The organism is Rhodoferax saidenbachensis, assembly GCF_001955715.1.
In the GTDB taxonomy this organism is placed as follows: domain Bacteria; phylum Pseudomonadota; class Gammaproteobacteria; order Burkholderiales; family Burkholderiaceae_C; genus Allorhodoferax; species Allorhodoferax saidenbachensis.
On the sequence record NZ_CP019239.1, the window covers coordinates 4,208,845 to 4,227,505 of the forward strand.

At 63.2% G+C, this 18,661-nt stretch carries 17 protein-coding genes; 12 read left to right on the forward strand and 5 right to left on the reverse strand.

Translation table 11 applies throughout. The features are described 5' to 3' along the window. Entirely contained in the window at positions 1-2,322 is a 2,322-nt protein-coding gene (locus tag RS694_RS19925) for a penicillin-binding protein 1A (RefSeq protein ID WP_152528842.1), read from the reverse strand. 196 nt (positions 2,323-2,518) lie between these two features. On the opposite strand from RS694_RS19925, the gene RS694_RS19930 reads away from it, so the two are divergent. Genes RS694_RS19930 through RS694_RS19940 form a run of 3 tightly spaced genes read left to right on the forward strand, consistent with a single transcriptional unit; the run spans position 2,519 to position 5,507 of the window. After that, positions 2,519-3,274, forward strand: a complete 756-nt coding sequence (locus tag RS694_RS19930) for a nucleotidyltransferase family protein (protein WP_051391948.1) — start codon at positions 2,519-2,521, stop codon at positions 3,272-3,274. A 45-nt stretch (positions 3,275-3,319) separates the two neighbouring features. Beyond that, on the forward strand, positions 3,320-4,705 hold the full coding sequence (locus RS694_RS19935) for an aminopeptidase P N-terminal domain-containing protein (RefSeq protein WP_029708255.1): 1,386 nt from the start codon (positions 3,320-3,322) through the stop codon (positions 4,703-4,705). 19 nt (positions 4,706-4,724) lie between these two features. Then, positions 4,725-5,507 carry a substrate-binding periplasmic protein gene (locus RS694_RS19940; RefSeq protein ID WP_029708256.1) on the forward strand — a complete coding sequence of 261 codons (783 nt, stop codon included), beginning with the start codon at positions 4,725-4,727 and terminating at the stop codon, positions 5,505-5,507. Between the two features lie 18 nt (positions 5,508-5,525). On the opposite strand, the gene RS694_RS19945 is transcribed toward RS694_RS19940, so the two are convergent. Together RS694_RS19945 and RS694_RS19950 are read right to left on the reverse strand one after the other, a co-directional pair. After that, the gene (locus tag RS694_RS19945; RefSeq protein ID WP_161631569.1) at positions 5,526-6,344 is read right to left on the reverse strand and encodes a substrate-binding periplasmic protein; all 819 of its coding nucleotides are present in this window, start codon (positions 6,342-6,344) and stop codon (positions 5,526-5,528) included. An 80-nt stretch (positions 6,345-6,424) separates the two neighbouring features. Next, on the reverse strand, positions 6,425-7,333 hold the full coding sequence (locus tag RS694_RS19950; protein ID WP_029708258.1) for an oxidoreductase: 909 nt from the start codon (positions 7,331-7,333) through the stop codon (positions 6,425-6,427). Between the two features lie 181 nt (positions 7,334-7,514). On the opposite strand from RS694_RS19950, the gene RS694_RS19955 reads away from it, so the two are divergent. Beyond that, positions 7,515-8,864, forward strand: a complete 1,350-nt coding sequence (locus RS694_RS19955) for a glutamine synthetase family protein (RefSeq protein ID WP_029708259.1) — start codon at positions 7,515-7,517, stop codon at positions 8,862-8,864. 117 nt (positions 8,865-8,981) lie between these two features. Here RS694_RS19955 and pip read toward each other — a convergent pair whose 3' ends face one another. Both pip and RS694_RS19965 read right to left on the reverse strand, forming a co-directional pair. After that, entirely contained in the window at positions 8,982-9,953 is a 972-nt protein-coding gene (gene pip, locus RS694_RS19960; RefSeq protein ID WP_029708260.1) for a prolyl aminopeptidase, read from the reverse strand. Positions 9,954-9,980: 27 nt separating this feature from the next. Continuing rightward, on the reverse strand, positions 9,981-10,472 hold the full coding sequence (locus RS694_RS19965; RefSeq protein WP_338050598.1) for a MarR family winged helix-turn-helix transcriptional regulator: 492 nt from the start codon (positions 10,470-10,472) through the stop codon (positions 9,981-9,983). 229 nt (positions 10,473-10,701) lie between these two features. On the opposite strand from RS694_RS19965, the gene RS694_RS19970 reads away from it, so the two are divergent. The 8 genes from RS694_RS19970 (at position 10,702) to RS694_RS20005 (ending at position 18,604) form a co-directional block, all read left to right on the forward strand. Then, positions 10,702-11,871, forward strand: a complete 1,170-nt coding sequence (locus RS694_RS19970) for an ABC transporter substrate-binding protein (RefSeq protein ID WP_029708262.1) — start codon at positions 10,702-10,704, stop codon at positions 11,869-11,871. Positions 11,872-11,885: 14 nt separating this feature from the next. Then, the gene (locus RS694_RS19975; protein WP_029708263.1) at positions 11,886-12,968 is read left to right on the forward strand and encodes an aromatic ring-hydroxylating oxygenase subunit alpha; all 1,083 of its coding nucleotides are present in this window, start codon (positions 11,886-11,888) and stop codon (positions 12,966-12,968) included. A gap of 170 nt (positions 12,969-13,138) precedes the next feature. Further along, complete coding sequence (locus tag RS694_RS19980; protein WP_029708264.1) at positions 13,139-13,621, forward strand: rubrerythrin family protein; 483 nt, start codon at positions 13,139-13,141, stop codon at positions 13,619-13,621. A gap of 92 nt (positions 13,622-13,713) precedes the next feature. After that, entirely contained in the window at positions 13,714-13,878 is a 165-nt protein-coding gene (locus RS694_RS19985; RefSeq protein WP_029708265.1) for a rubredoxin, read from the forward strand. A gap of 54 nt (positions 13,879-13,932) precedes the next feature. Then, positions 13,933-15,123: an FAD-dependent oxidoreductase gene (locus RS694_RS19990; protein ID WP_037247530.1), complete on the forward strand. Its 1,191-nt coding sequence runs from the start codon at positions 13,933-13,935 to the stop codon at positions 15,121-15,123. Between the two features lie 148 nt (positions 15,124-15,271). Continuing rightward, complete coding sequence (locus RS694_RS19995; RefSeq protein WP_029708267.1) at positions 15,272-17,629, forward strand: NADP-dependent malic enzyme; 2,358 nt, start codon at positions 15,272-15,274, stop codon at positions 17,627-17,629. A 197-nt stretch (positions 17,630-17,826) separates the two neighbouring features. Beyond that, entirely contained in the window at positions 17,827-18,168 is a 342-nt protein-coding gene (locus RS694_RS20000; RefSeq protein WP_241464071.1) for a guanyl-specific ribonuclease, read from the forward strand. Positions 18,169-18,202: 34 nt separating this feature from the next. Further along, complete coding sequence (locus RS694_RS20005) at positions 18,203-18,604, forward strand: barstar family protein (RefSeq protein WP_029708268.1); 402 nt, start codon at positions 18,203-18,205, stop codon at positions 18,602-18,604. The last annotated feature ends 57 nt before the right edge of the window (positions 18,605-18,661 follow it).

Sequence of the window (18,661 nt, forward strand, 5' to 3'; positions counted from 1 at the left end):
TCATCCAGGTGGTGTGATAACGATAGGCCTGTTGGTGCTGGGCGGGGCGGGCTCACCGGGGTGCACGGCCAGCGCCGGGCTGATGGCCGGGCTGTCCACGCCCAGGCTGGTGATGAAGCCGCCCCAGTTCCATTCGGAATACCGCCAGTCGCTGCCCGAACGCACCACGCCTTCGGGTGGCTGCACTTCCTGCACCGGCACGCCTTTGAGGGCCGTGGCCATGAAGTCGATCCACGCGGGCAGGGCCAGGGCCGAACCCGAGGCGCGTGAGCCCAGGCTGCGCGGTATGTCATACCCCACCCACACCACGGCCACCAGGCCCGGCTGGTAGCCGGCAAACCAGGCGTCCACCACGTCGTCCGTGGTGCCGGTTTTGCCATACAGGTCGGGGCGCTTGAGTGTGGCCTGCGCACGCGCGGCGGTGCCGCTGCGCGTGACTTCCTGCAGCAGGCTGGAGACCATGAAAGCATTGCGCGCAGGGATGGCGCGCTGGCTCTCGTCCAGCACGGCTGGTGGCGGGGCTTCAAACACCACCTCACCACTGGCACGGGCAATGCGCTGGATCAGCAGCGGGCTCACCCGGTAGCCGCCATTGGCCAGCACGGCGTAGGCACCGGCCAGTTGCAAAGGGTTGGTGGAGCCCGTGCCCAGCGCCTGCGTCAGGTTGTCGGGCTGGCGCTCGATATCAAATCCAAACCGGCTGGTCCACTCGCGGGCGCCCTGCGGCGAGAGCAGTTGCACCAAGCGGATGGACACCAGGTTTTTGGAGCGCGCCAGCGCCTGGCGCAGCGTGATGGGGCCGTCAGTGCTGCCGTCGTCGTTCTCCGGCGCCCAGTCACCCACGTTCTGCAGCGGGGCATCGTTGATCAGCGTCTCAGGCTGCACGCCATTTTCAATGGCGCCGGAATAGATGAAGGGTTTGTAGCTGGAGCCGGGCTGGCGCCAGCCCTGGGTCACGTGGTTGAACTGGTTGCGGTGAAAGTCAAAGCCGCCCACCAGCGCACGAATCTCACCATTGGCCGGGTCCAGCGCGACCAGGGCGCCTTCGGTTTCGGGCCACTGCACCAGGCTCCAGGCCTTGCCCTGCTGCAACACGCGCACCACCGCACCCCGGCGCACGCGCAACTTGGCCGGTGCGGAGTCCGCCAGCCCGCTTTGCGCAGGGCGCAAGCCCGCACCGTCCACCGTGACCACCTCGCCCGAGCCCAGCACCAGCGTGACGGCTTTGGTACTGGCGCGTGTCACGATAGCCAGGCGCAAGTCCTCGTCGTCGTCAAAGTCGGCCAACGCCTGGGCCACGGCGGGGTTCTCGTCCTTGAGCGAGTCGGCCAAATTGATCTGCCCCTCGGGGCCGCGCCAGACCTGGCGCAGCGAATGCTCCACCAGCGTGCGGCGCAGTGCCTTGTAAGCCGCCTGCTGCTCGGCCGCGCGCAGCGTGGTGGTGACGTTGAGGCCGGTGGTGTAGCTGAGTTCACCGTACTGGGCATAGACCTGCTGGCGCACCATTTCGGCCGCGTATTCGGCGTGCACATCCACGTCATGCGGCTTGCGCACCACCAGCTTTTCCAGCAGCGCGGCGGCGTACTGGCCGCCGTCAATCACCTCCTGCGAACGCATGCGCCCCAGCGCCACGATCTGGCGCGCGCGGGCGCGGTCCAGGTTCTGGATCGGGTTGGCAAAGTAGGGGTTCTGCGGCAGGCCGGCCAGCATGGCGCACTCGGCCGGTGACAGCGCCGAGAGGGTCTTGCCGAAGTAGGTTTGCGCCGCCGCCTCAAAGCCGTAGGAGCGCGCGCCCAGGTAAATCTGGTTCATGTACAGCTCCAGGATCTGGTCCTTGCTGAGCTGCGCTTCGATACGGTAGGCCAGCATGGCCTCCTTGAGCTTGCGCTCCAGCGTGCGCGAGCGGCTCAAAAAGAAGGTGCGCGCCACCTGCTGCGTGATGGTGGATGCGCCCTGCATGCGCCCACCGGTGACGATGGCCACCAGTGCGCGCCCCACGCCAATCGGGTCCAGCCCACCGTGGCTGTAGAAGCGCGAATCTTCCACTGCCAGCAGGCTGTCTTTCATGAGCGCGGGGATCTGGTCGATGCGCTGGTAGACCCGGCGCTCGGCGCCGAAGCCGCCCATCTCCACCCCATCAGCCGTGAACACACGCAGCGGTTGTTTGGGCTGGTAGTTGGAGAGGGACGCGGTATCCGGCAGCTGGGTGTAGAAAAACGCCGTCGCGACCAACAGCAACACCAGCCCCAGGGCAGCCAGCGCCAGGGCCACTTGGAGCACGCGTTTGGGCCAGGGGCCCTGGAACTGAATTGGCATCTGCATTGGCATCGGCAATTGGGAAGTGAGGCCGGATTATGGGCACAAGCCCGCCGGCCCCCTCCAGGAAGGCATTCGCCATGTGTGTCGAACTGTTGCGGGCGCGGCGGCGGTGGCCGGCTCTGGGCTATGCTTTGAAGCCTCACTCTCTGGATTGCACGCCTTGCCTGCCACACCCCCTTCCACCGCCAGCGCCCCCGCCATGCTGCTGGCCGCCGGCCGCGGCGAACGCATGCGCCCGCTGACCGACCACACGCCCAAACCGCTGCTGGACGTGCGCGGCAAACCGCTGATGCAGTGGCCCATGGAAGCGCTGGCGCAGGGCGCAGGCTCGCGGCTGGTCATTAACACGGCCTGGCTGGGCGAGCAGATCGAAGCCCGGTTTGGGCATCAATTTAGCCTGCAGCCCGCATTGGATGTGCGCAAGCAGCTATCAAAATATGAGCGAATTGCACCGCTGCCGATTGCCTACTCCCACGAAGGCCGCGACTTTGGCGACGCGCTGGAGACCGCCGGCGGCATTGCGCGCGCGCTGCCCCTGCTGGACGACGTGTTCTGGGTGCTGGCCGGTGATGTGTATGCGCCCGACTTTGTATTCGCGCCCGACGCCGTGGCGCAATTCCAGGCCAGCGACGCGCTGGCCCACCTGTGGCTGGTGCCTAACCCGGCGCACAACCCGGGCGGAGACTTTGGACTGTCCGCCGAAGGCCTGGCGCTGAATTCCCCCAAGGACAGTGCCCAGCCCCGCTTCACCTACAGCACCATCGGCCTGTACCGCAAGGCGCTGTTTGCGGCGCCCTGGTGTGACATTCCCGCCGGCAACCCCGATGGCGTCAAGGCTGCGCTGGCGCCGCTGTTGCGTGCGGCCATGGACCAGGGCCGTGTGAGCGCAGCGATGTACACGGGCCGCTGGACCGACGTGGGTACGCCCGAGCGGCTGGCCCAGCTCAACGCCTGAACCCACACATCCACCCCCAGCGCCCAAATCCCGGACAATTCCCCCATGAACGCATCCATGTACCAACAGCGCCGCGCTGCGCTGGCCGCCCAACTGGGCCCCAAGGGCATTGCCATCCTGCCCACCGCGCCCGAACAGCAACGCAACCGCGACACCGACTTCCTGTTCCGCGCCGACAGCTACTTTTATTACCTCAGCGGCTTCGCCGAACCCAAGGCCTGGCTGGTCATCACCGGTGATGGCAAGACCACGCTGTTTTGCCAGCCCAAAGACCTGGAACGCGAAATCTGGGACGGCATCCGCGTGGGCCCCGACGCGGCACCGGCCACGCTGGGCGTGGACGCGGCCTATTCCGTGGACGCGCTGGACGAACACCTGCCCGGCCTGCTGGATGGCTGTGATGCGGTCTGGTACCCGTTTGCCACGCACAAAGGGCTGGAGACACGGGTGGACGGCTGGCTGAACAGCCTGCGCGTGCGGGTGCGTTACGGCACGCTGGTGCCGGAACAGGTGCGCGACCTGTGCGGCCCGCTGGACGAGATGCGCCTGATCAAGGACGCCTACGAACAAGACACCATGCGCCGCGCCGCGCAGATCAGCGCAGAGGCGCATATCCGCGCCATGCAGCTGAGCGCGCGCATGCTGCGTGCGGGCCAGGAGGTGCGCGAGTACCACCTGGACGCCGAGCTGCTGCACGAATTCCGCCGCCAGGGCTCGCAGTACCCGGCCTACGGCAGCATCGTGGCCGCCGGGGCGAACGCCTGCGTACTGCACTACCGCGCCGACGCGGCGCCCGTGCGCGACGGCGAGTTGGTGCTGATTGACGCGGGATGTGAACTGGACGGTTACGCCAGCGACATCACCCGCACCTTCCCCGCCAATGGCAAGTTCACCGGCCCGCAACGCACGCTGTACGACCTGGTGCTGGCCAGCCAGAACGCCGCCGTGGCCGCGACCAAACCCGGCGCGCGTTTTACCGACCCGCACGATGCCACGGTGCGGGTGCTGGCGCAGGGCATGCTCGATGTCGGCCTGCTCGATAAAAACACCGTGGGCACGGTGGACGATGTGATAGCGAGCCGCGCCTACTTCCAGTTCTACATGCACCGCACCGGCCACTGGCTGGGCATGGACGTGCACGACTGCGGCGCCTACACCGAGCCCAGCGAGATTGGCAACACCAGCGAACGCCGCGACGCGCTGACCGGCCAGACGCTGATCAGCCGCCCGGCGCGCATCCTGCAGCCCGGCATGGTGCTGACCATCGAGCCCGGCATCTATGTGCGCCCGGCACCCGGCGTGGCCGAGCAGTTCCACAACATCGGCATCCGCATCGAAGACGACGCGCTGGTCACCGCCACCGGCTGCGAGCTTATGAGCCGCGGCGTACCGGTGGACGCCGACGCGATTGAAGCCTTGATGCGGGCCTGAACGGGACTCCACTTTGACCATGTCTTTCATCGTTTTGACACGCCCCTGGGCAGCGGCCCTTGTGGTGCTGGCAGGCGTATTGGCGCTGCCCGGCCCTGCGCAGGCCCAGGCGTCGCTGCGCTATGGCGTGTTCGAGTCCATGGGGTACCCGCTCAACACGCGGGACCCGCAGGGGCGCTTGAATGGCGGGCTGCTCACGGACATGGGTGCTTTGCTGGCAAAAGAGCTGGGGCGGCAATTGCAGACGGTGCCGCTTTCCCGGCGACGGATTGAGCCGTCCCTGCTGCGCGGTGATGTGGATCTGGTGTGTTACCACAGCCCGGGCTGGACCGAACAACACGCGCAGTTCGGCTGGACCATTGCGACGCTGCCGCAGATCGAACGCATCGTGGTGCGCAAGGGCGCGCCGATGCCTGAGGACCTGCCCCAGGATGTGATGGGCAAGCGCATTTCCACGCAGCACGGTTATGGTTACCCCCCGTTGCAGCCGCTGTTCGAAGCAGGCCAGGCGACACGGGTCGATGACAGCAAGGTGGAATTCCAGTTCAAGTCCGTCGCGCTGGGGGCCAGCGACATGCTGGTGACGTCCGAGGCGGAAATCGAGGGTTATTTTTACGACCATCCGCAGGAGCGTGGGCAATTTGAAACGTCCAAGGCAATCTTCACCTCGGTACCCACACAGTGCGCGGTGTCGCCCAAGTCCCGCGCCAGCCTGACGGAAATCAACAAGGCCCTGGCCCATCTGATGCACACCGGTGCACTGGAGCGCCTGGCCAAAAAATACCGCCTGTCGATGCGCTAAAGCGCGAAGGCCTGCGCCCTAGCGGCAGCCCAGGCCTTCGGCTGCGGCGGGGCACGGCATGTAGTGCTCCCACAGTTGTTTGTAACGGCCGTCGGCCAGCATGCCATTGAGACTGCGGTCCAGCGCGTCGACAAAACCACGCGTGAGGGACTGGCGGCTCAGCGCCACCATGGCAGATTCGCTGGAGACAATGACTTTGGTTTTGACCACGCTCTGGCTGATGCCCAGTTGCTGCAGCTCCACCAGACCGGTCACCTCGTCGGCAATCATGCCGTCCAGGCGCCCGGCCTCCACCATCTTCCAGGCACTGCGGCGCTGGGTGATAGGCACCAAGCGCTCCACGAAGGCAGGATTGCTTTGCAGGGCCACATATTCCGGGCCGTAGGCCACGCCAATTTGGGCGCCCAGCCGAAAGTCGGTGCCCACCATGTCGGTCAGGTTCTTGAGGCGGTATTTCTCGGCCGCGGCCTTGCTGACAAACAGGACATTGGGCGAGCGGTTGATAGGGCGCGAGAAGTAGGCAAAACGCTCGCGCTCGGGCGTCTTCAGCGCACCGGGCAGGATGTCCAGGCGCCCGGCCTCCAGCTCCACCAGTGCACGGGCCCAGGGCATTTCGACAAACCGTGTCGTGCAGCCCATGCGCACCAGCGCCTCCCGGATCAGGTCCGAGGAGAAGCCCTGCACTTCCCCATCTACCCCCTTGAAGGCATAGGGTGCATCGTCGTACCAGCGCACGGTCTTGACGCAGTCACCCGCCCACACTGCAGACGGCAGTGCCAGCGCGCACAGCGCCATCCGCAGCGCAGGCATTGCGCTTTTCCAGGGGGCCAGATGCATGAGGGTCCTCATCAACGGCAGGGAACCGTTATGCAAAAAGCATAGCGCATAACGCAGTCCTGCCAAGGCTTGGGGGCACCTCATTCCTCCAGAAAGCGCACACCGGTCAGGTCTTGTGACAAATTCCACAAACGGGCCGCCGCTGCCACGTCCCGCGAGCGGCGGTTGGAGCCGACCTTGACGGGCGCGCCGCGCATCTGGCGGAACGACTGAGGGCCGCAGTAATCGCCGCCTTCGATGTCATCGCCCAATGCCGCATACAACACGGGCAGGGCGCCGCCAGCAGCCGTGTTGAAGACCAGCCCGACCAGCGGTGCGAACGGATGCAACATGACAGGCAGGTGCTGGAACAGGTTGGTGGCAGAGACGCCGGGGTGCGCCGCCACCGATAACGTGCCATGCCCAGCGCGCGCCAGGCGGCGCTGCAGCTCGTAGGCAAACATCAAGCAGGCCAGCTTGCTTTGGCCGTAGGCGCGGCGTTTGTCGTAGCCCCGGGCAGACTGTGGGTCGTCAAACTGGATATCGCCCCAATGGTGTGCCAGGCTGCTGAGCGACACGATACGAGAGTGGGGCGTCTGGACGATACGCGGCAGCAGCAGGCCGGTCAGCGCGAAGTGGCCCAGGTAGTTGGCCGCGAGCTGGCTCTCAAAGCCGTCTTCGCTGAGCGCATAGGGCGGCATCATGATGCCAGCGTTGTTGATGAGCAGGTCCAGGCGCTCAAAGCGTTTGCCAAACGCAGCGGCAAAAGCGTGCACCGACCTCAGGCTGGCCAGATCCAGCGCCATGCATTCCAGCGTAGCGCCGGGGTGGCGCGCCAGAATGCGCGCCTTGGCCGCCTCGGCCTTGTCTCGGTTGCGGCAGGCCATGACCACGCTGCAGTTCTTCGCCGCCAGCGCCAGCGCCACTTCAAAACCCAGGCCAATGTTGGCGCCGGTCACGATGGCGACGCGGCCGCTTTGGGTCGGCACCTGCTGCAGGGTCCAGGTCATGGTGTGCTCCAGTTGAAAATCGCGCCCTGAAACGTGGGGCGCATGGTATTGGCAAAACGCCTTGGTTGCGACGGTGCGCGAATTTGCTCTTTTTTTGATAGCTGCTTGCGCACTATACATGCTGGCTACAGGCCTGTTTGGCCTACAATTTCGACGCCCTCCCAGACAGTATGCGCTCCCTATGACACACCCCCGCTCCGGCGAACTCCAGGCCTTCTTCACCCAACACGGCATCCGCGATGTCGAGTGCATCTTCCCCGACATGGCGGGTTACCCGCGCGGCAAACTCATGCCGGCGACCAGTTTTGCCGCAGGCAACGAGCTGCGCATTGCGCAGGCCATACCGATGCAGTGCGTCACGGGTGACTACTCCTACGACCCCATCTTTCCCGACTCCGACCCCGATGTGCGCCTGGTGCCGGACTACAGCACCTTGAAACTGTCGCCGTGGTCCAGCGTGCCACGCGCGTTTGCGATCCACGACTGTGTGGAGCTGGACGGCCAGCCCTGCGCGTTTGCGGCGCGCTCATTGCTCAAAACCGTGGTGGCGCGATACACCGCACAGGGCCTTACGCCCGTGGTGGCGCCTGAGATCGAGTTCTACCTGACCGCGCCAAACACCGACGCCAGCCAGCCCCTGCGTGCGCCCGCCGCGCGCAACGGCCGCGCCGAAGTGGGCCAGTCGGCTTTCAGCATGAACATGCTCAACGAGCTGGCGCCGTTCTGGGACGCGCTGCGCAGCGCGCTCGATGGTTTGGGTGTGCAAGCCGACACCTGGATCCACGAGGTGGGCGCCAGCCAGTACGAGATCAACCTGCTGCACGGCGACCCGGTGGCCGTCGCCGACCAGGCCTTTCTGTTCAAGTACGCAGCCAAAGAAATTGCCATCCAGCATGGCCTCAACGCCATGTTCATGGCCAAGCCGATTGCGGGCGACCAGGGTAGCTCCATGCATTTGCACCAGAGCGTGGTGGATGCCGCCGGGCGCAATATCTTCAGCAATGCAGACGGCAGCGAGAGCGCCGCCTTTGGCCACTTCATCGCCGGGCTGCAGGCCTATGTGCCGGACATGATGCTGATCTTTGCGCCGTATGTGAATTCGTATCGGCGCTACGTCTCCAACAGCCAGGCACCGGTGAACCTGCAGTGGGGCTACGACAACCGCACGACCGGCCTGCGCATTCCGGTGAGCGGGCCTGCCGCCCGCCGCGTGGAGAACCGCATTGCGGGCGCAGATGCCAATCCGTATCTCGCCATCGCCGCCTCCCTGGCCGCAGGCCTGGCCGGGATGGATGAGACACTGGCGCCCACCGCGGCGTTGCCCATCACCGTGAATAGCAGCGACCTGGGCCACACGCTGCCGCGCAGCTTTTTGCCTGCGCATTCGCAGATGGCAAACAGTGCATCGGCACGCAAGCTGCTGGGCGATGTATTTGTGACCGGCTTCTGCGCGGCCAAGACCGTGGAGTACGACAGCTACCTGCACGAGATCAGCGCCTGGGAGCGCCGCTTCCTCGGGCCGCAGGCTTGAGGAAACGCTGAATGAATCCGTTCGCGTTGAGCTTGTCGAAACGCAGCCCTTGCACATCAAGGTTTCGCTGATGGCTTCGACAAGCTCAGCCCGAACGGGAAGTATGTTCTGCGCTGGTTAAAGCGTCCCTTCATCCCTGAAGCGATTCGTCGCGGCTACCAGCGCCGACGTAATGCCCGGCTCAAACGCGCCATGCCCCGCATCGGGAATCATGGTGAAGGTCGCCTCGGGCCAGGCCTGGTGCAGGCGCCAGGCGGAGAGCGGCGGGCACAGCATGTCGTAGCGGCCCTGCACGATGACGGCTGGCAGATGGCGGATGCGGTCCACATTGCGCACCAACTGGTCTTCCGAGAGAAATGCACCGTGGTGGAAGTAGTGCGCTTCAAGTCGGCCCACGCCCAGCCCCACAGCGGCACTGGCAAACTGCTCTTCCACCTGCGGGTCGGGGATCAGATGGATGGTGCTGCCTTCGTAACGGCCCCAGGTGCGCGCGGCGTGCAGGTTGTGCGCCGGGTCGTCGCTGAACAACTGGCGCCGGTAACCGGCCAGCAAGTCACCGCGTTCGGCCTCGGGCACCGGTGCGACAAAGCGCGCATGCTCTTCGGGGAAGAACCAGCGGATGCCGTTCAGGAACCAGTCGATCTCTGCCGGGGTACACAGGAAGATGCCGCGCAGCACAAACCCCGTGCAGCGCTCGGGGTGCGCTTGGCCATAGGCCAGCGACAGCGTGGAGCCCCAGGAGCCGCCAAACACCAGCCATTGCGCAATGCCCAGCATGGCGCGGATGCGTTCAATGTCTTCAATCAACAGCGGCAGCGTGTTGTTGCGCACCTCGCCCAGCGGTGTGGACTGCCCCGCGCCACGTTGGTCAAACAGCACGATGCGGTAGTGGGCCGGGTCAAAAAATTGGCGGTGTTTGGGCGAAAGACCAGCGCCCGGGCCGCCGTGCAAAAACAGCACCGGCACGCCCTGCGGATTGCCACACTCTTCCCAATACAGGGTGTGGATATCGTCCACCGGCAGCGTGCCGCTGCGGTAGGGTTCGATGGCGGGATACAGGGCGGTGGGTGGTGAAGACTGTTCGGACATGGTTTGCTGCAAACTGAAGACGGATCGTTACACGGCGCGCGATTTGCGGGGTTTGGCAGCTGGGGCCAGACTGCCGTGGGCCCGCATGGGAGCTCGGCTTTGGTCGTTCTGGATATGGACAAATTTTCTTAGCAAAGACATGAACACTTCCTGCTCTGCCGGGTCCAGTGCATCGAGCAGTTTTTCGCGCATCTGGTGTACGCCACTCACCAGGCTGGACAACAGTGTTTCGCCTTGTGCCGTCAGCGTCAGCTGCAGCTGGCGCCGATCGGCATCGGCCACTGTCCGCTGGATGAGCCCCTTGGTGGCCAACCGGGCCGCGGCCAGCGCGGTGGTCGACGTGTCCAGCGCAATGCTCCGCGCGAGACCGACCTGGTCGATGCCCGGCTTTTCATACACCATGCGCAGGATCGCGTACTGGATGGGCGTGATTTCTGGACCCACCAGATCATTGAAGATGCCTGCCGCAATCTGGTTGGCCCTGCGCAGCAAGTGGCCTGGTTGATCGAAAAGGTCCATGGACACTGCGTCTGGTGTCTCGGCGAGCGGGGCCTCCGGGGGCCGGCGTTTTGGGGGCATAGCGGTTTTGATTGCGTGTCTTTGGAGAGAGGTGATTGTCTCCGGGCACAACCGCCGCTCGACGCAGACGGCCATCTTGTTCCAGGGTAATCACCTAGAAACCACAGCTTGCGGCGCCCGCTTCTGGCGGATACCATTTAATCTTCAGCATACTGAACATTAAGCCACCATGAACAAACGACTCCTTCTTTCCAGCCTTGTCTGCGCAGCCTTTGCCGTGCCTTTGACCGCCATGGCGCAAGCAGAGCCCTTCCGCATCGGGCTGATCCTGCCAATGACAGGGCCATTTGCATCGACAGGTGTTCAGATCAACGCCGCCGTCAAGCTGTACATGGCGCAGAACGGCAGCACCGTGGCAGGACGCAAGGTGGAGGTGATTCTCAAAGACGATGCGGGTATTCCTGACCAGACCAAACGCCTTGCGCAGGAGCTTGTCGTCAATGACAAGGTTGCGGTACTGGCCGGGTTTGGCATTACGCCCGCCGCACTGTCGGTGGGGTCCATTGCCACACAGTCCAAGACTCCCGCAGTGATCATGGCGGCGGCGACCTCCAGCATTGTGGGCACGTCGCCGTACTTTGTGCGCACCAGCTATACGCTGCCACAAACGGCCGTGACCATGGCCGAGTGGGCGAACAAAAACAAGCTCAAGAAGTTCGTCACGCTGGTATCCGACTACGGCCCAGGTATCGACGCGGAAAAGAATTTCAAGGAACGTGTGCTGCTCAATGGCGGCCAGGTGGTGGGCGAGCTGCGCGTACCGATGCGCGCGCCTGACTTCGCGCCGTTTCTCCAGAAGGTGCGCGACCTTTCTCCCGACGCCCTGTTTGTCTTCGTTCCGTCGGGGCCCGCCACAGCACTGATGAAACAATTTGCGGAACGCGGCCTGGACAAGACCGGCATCAAGCTGATTGGCGATGGTGGCGTGACCGACGACGACCTGCTCAACGAGATGGGCGATGTGGCGCTGGGTACCGTGACGTCGTTCCATTACTCGGCGGCACATGACTCCCCGGTGAACAAGAAGTTTGTGGAGGCCTTCAACGCGGCCAACAAGGGCATGCGGCCCAACTTCATGGCGGTGGGCGGTTACGACGGCATGCGCGTGATCTACAAGGCGCTGGAGACCACGAAGGGCAAAGGCGGTGGCGAGGCTCTGGTGGCTGCGATGAAGGGACAGATATTTGAAAGCCCGCGTGGCCCCGTGCTGATTGACGCACAAACACGCGACATCGTGCAGGATGTGTACATCCGCCGCGTCGAACGCAAAAACGGCCAGTTATGGAATGTGGAAATTGACGTCAACAAGGCCGTCAAAGACACCGCCCGCGCCAACTGAAGGAACACCGCGCAATGAATGCAATCTTGAGCGCAGCCGCGCCGCTGTCGGCCATCGCCCCGTTCCCGCTCAACCGCTGGTGGGTGGCCGGTTTCACCTGGGAGTTGACGGACAAGCCCCTGGCGCGCACGTTTCTCAACCGCGCCATGGTGCTGTTCCGCACACCCGACGGCACCGTGTCTGCACTGGAAGACCGCTGTTGCCATAAGGACCTGCCCCTGTCGTGTGGCTCGGTCGAAGCGCGTGGGCTGCGCTGTGGCTACCATGGCCTGCTGTACGACTGCGCTGGGGTCTGCATCGAGATTCCAGGCCAGGAGCACATCCCCACCAAGGCGCGTGTCCCCGCCTATCCGCTGCGCGAGCAGGACCAGATTCTCTGGGTCTGGATCGGCAGCACGCCGGAGTCCACCCCGACAGAAGACCCTCCGCACTACGCCGTGCACAACGATCCGAAGTACAAATTCGGTGGCAACAGCGTTCACTACGACGCACCGTACCAGTTGGTGCATGACAACCTGCTGGACCTCAGCCATCTGGGTTATGTGCACCTGAAAACCATTGGTGGCAATCCGGGCTTGCACATGAATGCCGAGCTCAAGGTGACCGCCGTGGACGATGTGGTGCGTGTCGTGCGGCTGATGCCGGACTCCGAGCCGCCGCCCACCTATGCCGCGGCCTGGCCCTTCAAAGGCCGGATTGACCGATGGCAGGAAGTGGAGTTTCAGGTGTCCCATCTGCTGATCTGGACGGGCGGCATGGACGCTGGCAGTGGCGACATACGGGCTCCGGACCGCGAGGGCTTCCACATGCGTGGATTCCATGGCGTGACGCCGGAGACGGACCACACATCGCACTATTTCTGGACCATCGCCACCAACCCGCATCCGGACAAACAGGACGTCACGCAACTGGTGGTGGACCAGACGGCGATGACATTCGAGGAAGACCGGGTCATCATTGATGCGCAATGGCAGAACCAGCGCCGCTTCCCAGGACGCACGCAGCTGGGCATTCACGTGGATGCGGGCCCGGCCAGGGCGCGCCGGGTTATCGACGCACTGGTTCGCCAATCCCATCAGGCTTCGCCGGGCGGATAGCCTCGTTCCATCGGCAAGTTCAACCGGAAACTGTTCGCACACCTCTCAATAGTTCCTATCAATGACTTAGCAATAAGCGATTGGCCAAATAATCAGCCAAGAACTACCATTCATCCAGTGCTGATAGACAAACCCTACCAGACAAGTAACCCACCGCACTGGAGATGACCATGACCACACTGCAACGCCCTGAGATCAAGACCTTTGCCAACCTCGAAGCCGCTTTCGCGGGCGAGTCCATGGCGCACATCAAGTACCGCTACTTCGCCAAGCTGGCGCGCGAGATGGGCGACGAGGCGACGGCCCGCACCTTTGAAGAAACCGCGGACCAGGAAGTCATGCACGCCTTTGGCCATCTGGATCTGCTCTACCCCAAGGCCACGATGACACCGGCCAAGGCGCTGCAGATCGCCATCGACGGCGAAGTTTATGAATACACCGAGATGTACCCGGGCTTCCGCGCCACCGCCGAAGCCGAGGGCAACGCGGCGGCCGTGGCCGAGATGGACGAGCAGATCGAAGAGAGCAAGGTACATGCGGCGCAATTCAGAGCCACGCTGGAAAAGGCGCAAAAGCGTTTTGCCGCGCTGGCCCGTGTAGAAGAACGCCACGCCAACCACTACAAAGAGCAGTTGGCGCGTCTGGCCACTTGAACAAGCCTTAAGACGCTATTAATTCAGTAGCTGCTTGCGCAATTGCTGCGCGGGCTACAGGCACTTTTAACCCTTAAAATCGGAACCTCCCCATGAAAACCTATATCTGCATTGTGTGTGGCTTTGTGTACGACGAAGCCACTGGCCGCCCCGAAGACGGCATTGCGCCCGGCACCCGCTGGGCCGATGTGCCCGAGAGCTGGGCCTGCCCGGACTGTGGCGTCGCCAAGGCCGACTTTGAGGCTGTAGAAATCTAAGCCCTCGCGGCTTGGTGGAGAATTGCCTCCCTTCCCCGTAGAAAGATTGCTTCAGTGAACCCACTAATCATCATCGGCGCAGGTTTGGCCGGCTGGACCACGGTGCGCGAGTTCCGCAAGCTCGACACCACCACGCCCATCGTGCTGGTCACCTCCGATAACGGCGACTTCTACGCCAAGCCCTCGCTGTCCAACGCCTTCGGCCAGAAGCGCAGCCCCGCGCAACTGGTCACCACACCGGCCGCCAAGATGGCCGAGACGCAAAACGTCACGCTGATGGCGCACACGCGCGTCGAAGCCATCGACACTGCGGCACAAACACTGCAGCTCAGCCATGCGGGCGCCTCCACCACGCTCGCCTATAGCCAGTTGGTACTGGCACTGGGCGCGCAGCCGATCCGCGTGCCGGTACAGGGCAATGCCGCAAACCAGGTGCGGTCGATCAATTCACTGGATGACTTTTCAAGCTTTCATTCAGCCCTGAGCCCGCATGCAGAGAGCGCGGAAAGCTCCGAAATAGATAGCAAAACCGTACTCATCATGGGCGCCGGCCTGATCGGCTGCGAGTTTGCCAACGACCTGCTTCAGGCTGGCCACACCGTGCACGTGGTGGACCCAGCCACACGCCCACTGGCGCTGCTGCTGCCCGAAGGCGCAGGACTGCAGTTGCAGCAGGCCCTGGCAGCACTGGGCGTGACCTGGCACTTTGGCGCCACGGTACAGGCCGTTGACGCAGACGCCACACGCCTGGCCGTGCGCCTGTCGGACGGCAGCGTGGTGCAAGCCGATGCGGTGCTCAGCGCCATTGGCCTGCGGGCCGACACCACACTCGCCGTCGCTGCAGGCCTGCAGTGCGAGCGTGGCATTGTGGTGAATGACTTGCTGCAAACCTCGGCCGCGCACGTCTACGCGCTGGGCGACTGCGCGCAGTACGCCTCGGCCGGACAGCGCACGCTGCCCTATGTCATGCCCATCATGAACGCGGCCCGGGCGCTCGCCGCCACACTGGCGGGTACGGCCACACCGCTGGTGTTTCCGCTGATGCCGGTGTCGGTCAAGACGCCAGCGCTGCCGCTCGTGGTGTCCACCGCGCACCCGGCGCAAGCCGGTTTGTGGCAGGCGGACGCTGACGCGGCAGACGGTGTCTGGCGCTTTCTGGATCCCGAAGGCGCGCAGCGCGGCTTTGTGCTCGCGGGCAAACACACGGCGCGGCGCATGGAACTGGCCAAGCTCACCTTGCTCTGAAAAGCCTGGAATAAAGTCATGCTTGTTCTGCATGATGTAGGGGTGCTGGCACGCAGTTTGCTGGATCGTGAGGTCTACAATGCAAAGCCCATAACGGAGCTACGGGCCAGCCAACTTGGCGCAGGCCCGCAGCCGCAGAGGATGCAAGATGCCCGAACAGTCTTCCGCCGTACCCCACGGCCCCGTGTCCAACTCCGCTGAGAAAAAGGCGCAGTTGCGCCAAGCGGCACTGGAATACCATGAGTTCCCTACACCCGGCAAGATTGCCGTGTCGGCGACCAAACAACTGGTCAACCAGCACGATCTGGCACTGGCCTATTCACCCGGCGTCGCTGCTCCCTGCGAAGAAATCGTCAAAGACCCGAACAACGCCTTCAAGTACACCAGCCGCGGCAACCTGGTCGCGGTGATCACCAACGGCACGGCCGTGCTGGGCCTAGGTGATATTGGTCCGCTGGCGTCCAAGCCGGTGATGGAAGGCAAGGCCGTACTGTTCAAGAAATTCGCCGGCATCGACGTGTTCGATCTGGAAATCGACGAGAAACACGACCTCGACAAACTGGTCGACATCATTGCGTCGCTGGAGCCCACCTTTGGTGGCATCAACCTCGAAGACATCAAGGCACCCGACTGCTTTTACGTCGAGCGCAAGCTGCGCGAACGCATGAAGATCCCAGTGTTCCACGACGACCAGCACGGCACGGCCATCTGCGTGGGCGCTGCGATTCTGAATGGCCTGAAAGTGGCCAACAAGGATCCGAAAAACGTCAAGCTGGTGACATCCGGTGCCGGTGCGGCGGCGCTGGCCTGCCTGGGCTTGCTGGTCAAGCTGGGCATCCCGCGCGAAAACATCTATGTGACGGATCTGGCCGGCGTGGTCTACGAAGGCCGCACCGAACTCATGGACGAAGACAAGATCCAGTTCGCCCAGAAAACCGATGCGCGCACCTTGCGCGAGGTGATTGTTGGCGCCGACATCTTCCTCGGATTGTCCGCCGGCGGTGTGCTCAAGCAGGACATGGTCAAGTCCATGGCCCCACGCCCACTGATCTTTGCACTGGCCAACCCCACGCCTGAAATCCTGCCCGAAGAAGTCAAAGCGGTGCGCGACGACGCCATCATGGCCACCGGCCGCACCGACTACCCGAACCAGGTCAACAACGTCCTGTGTTTCCCCTACATCTTCCGCGGTGCGCTGGACGCCGGTGCCTCCACCATCACGCTGGAGATGGAGATTGCCGCGGTGCACGCCATTGCCGAATTGGCACAGGCAGAGCAGAGCGAAGTGGTCGCCGCCGCGTACGTGGGCGAACACCTGGCGTTTGGCCCCGAATACCTGATCCCCAAGCCGTTTGACCCGCGCCTGATGATGATGATTGCGCCGGCTGTGGCCAAGGCCGCTGCAGACAGCGGCGTGGCGTTGCGCCCGATTGCAGACATGGACGCCTACCGCGAGCGGCTGCAAAGTTTTGTCTATGCCTCTGGCACGACCATGAAGCCCATCTTTACGGCAGCCAAGAAAGCGCTCAAGAAGCGCGTGGCCTATGCCGAAGGCGAAGACGAACGCGTACTGCGCGCCGCCCAGATCGTGGTCGATGAACGCCTGGCCCTGCCCACGTTGATCGGCCGTCCCAAGGTGATTGCCGAGCGCATCGAGAAGTTCGGCCTGCGCCTGAAAGAAGGCGTGGACTACAACGTCGTCAACGTCGAACAGGACCACCGCTACCGCGACTTCTGGCAGACCTACCACCGCATGACTGAACGCAAAGGCGTGACGGTGCAGGTTGCCAAGATCGAGATGCGCCGACGCCTCACGCTGATCGGCGCCATGCTGCTGCACAAGGGTGATGTGGACGGCCTGATCTGTGGCACCTGGGGCACGACCGCGCTGCACCTGCACTACATCGACCAGGTCATCGGCAAGCGCCAAGGCGGCAGCCCGAGCACGCCGCAAGACGTACAGATCTACGCCTGCATGAACGGCCTGATGTTGCCGGGCCGCCAGGTGTTCCTGGTCGACACACACGTCAACTACGACCCCAACCCCGAAGAGCTGTGCGAGATTACGGTGATGGCCGCCGAAGAGATGATGCGTTTTGGTGTCAAGCCCAAGGTCGCGTTGCTGTCCCACTCCAACTTTGGAAGCAGCAACGAACCCAGCGCCATCAAGATGCGCCAGACCCTGGCCCTGCTGCAGCAGCAGGCACCCTGGCTGGAAGTCGATGGTGAAATGCACGGCGACGTGGCACTGGACGGTGCAGCCCGCAAAGCCCTGATGCCCAACAGCACCCTGCACGGCGATGCCAACCTGCTGGTGCTGCCGAATATCGATGCGGCCAACATTGCATACAACCTGCTCAAGACGGCCGCTGGCGGCAATATCGCCATTGGCCCCGTGTTGCTGGGTGCGGCCAAACCGGTGCATGTTTTGACAGCTAGCACCACCGTGCGGCGGATTGTAAATATGACAGCATTGACCGTGGCAGATGCAAACGCCACACGGTAACGTTGTTACAAACAGTTAGCACACACTCTCTTTTGTAAATTCGCCCTAATCCCTGCCCAAATATTGGGCAGGGCCTTGCTTTTTCAGGCTGGATACGCGACACTACGTTCCTTGGATTTTTGGGGTTTACCCGGAGTCGTGGGAGAGGTTTCAAAGTGCGCAGGGGTATTTTCAAGTTAGCGCTTACTGGCATTTTCCTGTTTTCTGCCTGGGCAGGAAACGGAATTCAGGCCAAAGCCCTGGCAACAGACAGTGCCACGGTGGCGCTCAGCCAACTACCTCCGCAAGGCCGCGAAACATACCAGCTGGTTCACCAGGGTGGTCCCTTTCCTTACGCAAAAGACGGCGTGGTATTCGGTAATCGGGAGCGACTGCTTCCCCTGCAAAAGCGGGGCTACTACCGCGAATACACCGTCAAGACACCGGGTTCACGTGACCGGGGAGCCCAACGCATTGTGTGCGGAGGCCCCTCCACCCTGCCAGACGCCTGTTATTACACGGCCGACCACTACGCGAGTTTTCGCAAGGTTGTGCCCTGAATTGGATTTAGTACTTAAAGAAAGAGAATCGGGGATGGATATGCCACTTCGAACTGTTAGAACGAACATCGTTCAATCGATCCGCGCCTTCCGCGTGCCGGATCTGCAGGAAGCCGCCCAAGGTTTGGGTCACCACTTTCTGTACGCCAACCTGGCCAACGCACAAACCAAGCAGGACGTGCTGGACATGATTGGTCAGCAGTTCATGCTGCCGACCACCGTCAGCAAGAACTTCGACGCGCTGTATGACAGCATGACCGACCCGGTGCACAAGTCGGGCCCACAGCCCGGTTTCATCGTCGTGCTGGAGCACATCCCTGCCAACGCCAAATTCGACAAGGAAGCGCGCGAGCAATTGCTCGACATCTTCCGCGACACGGCCGACTACTGGGGAGACCGGAAGATACCGTTCAGGTGCTTCTATTCTTTTCTGTAGCCCGTTCTGCATCCACCAGCCAAGCAGAACGGGCGAACGAGGCAAACAGCGAGGTCA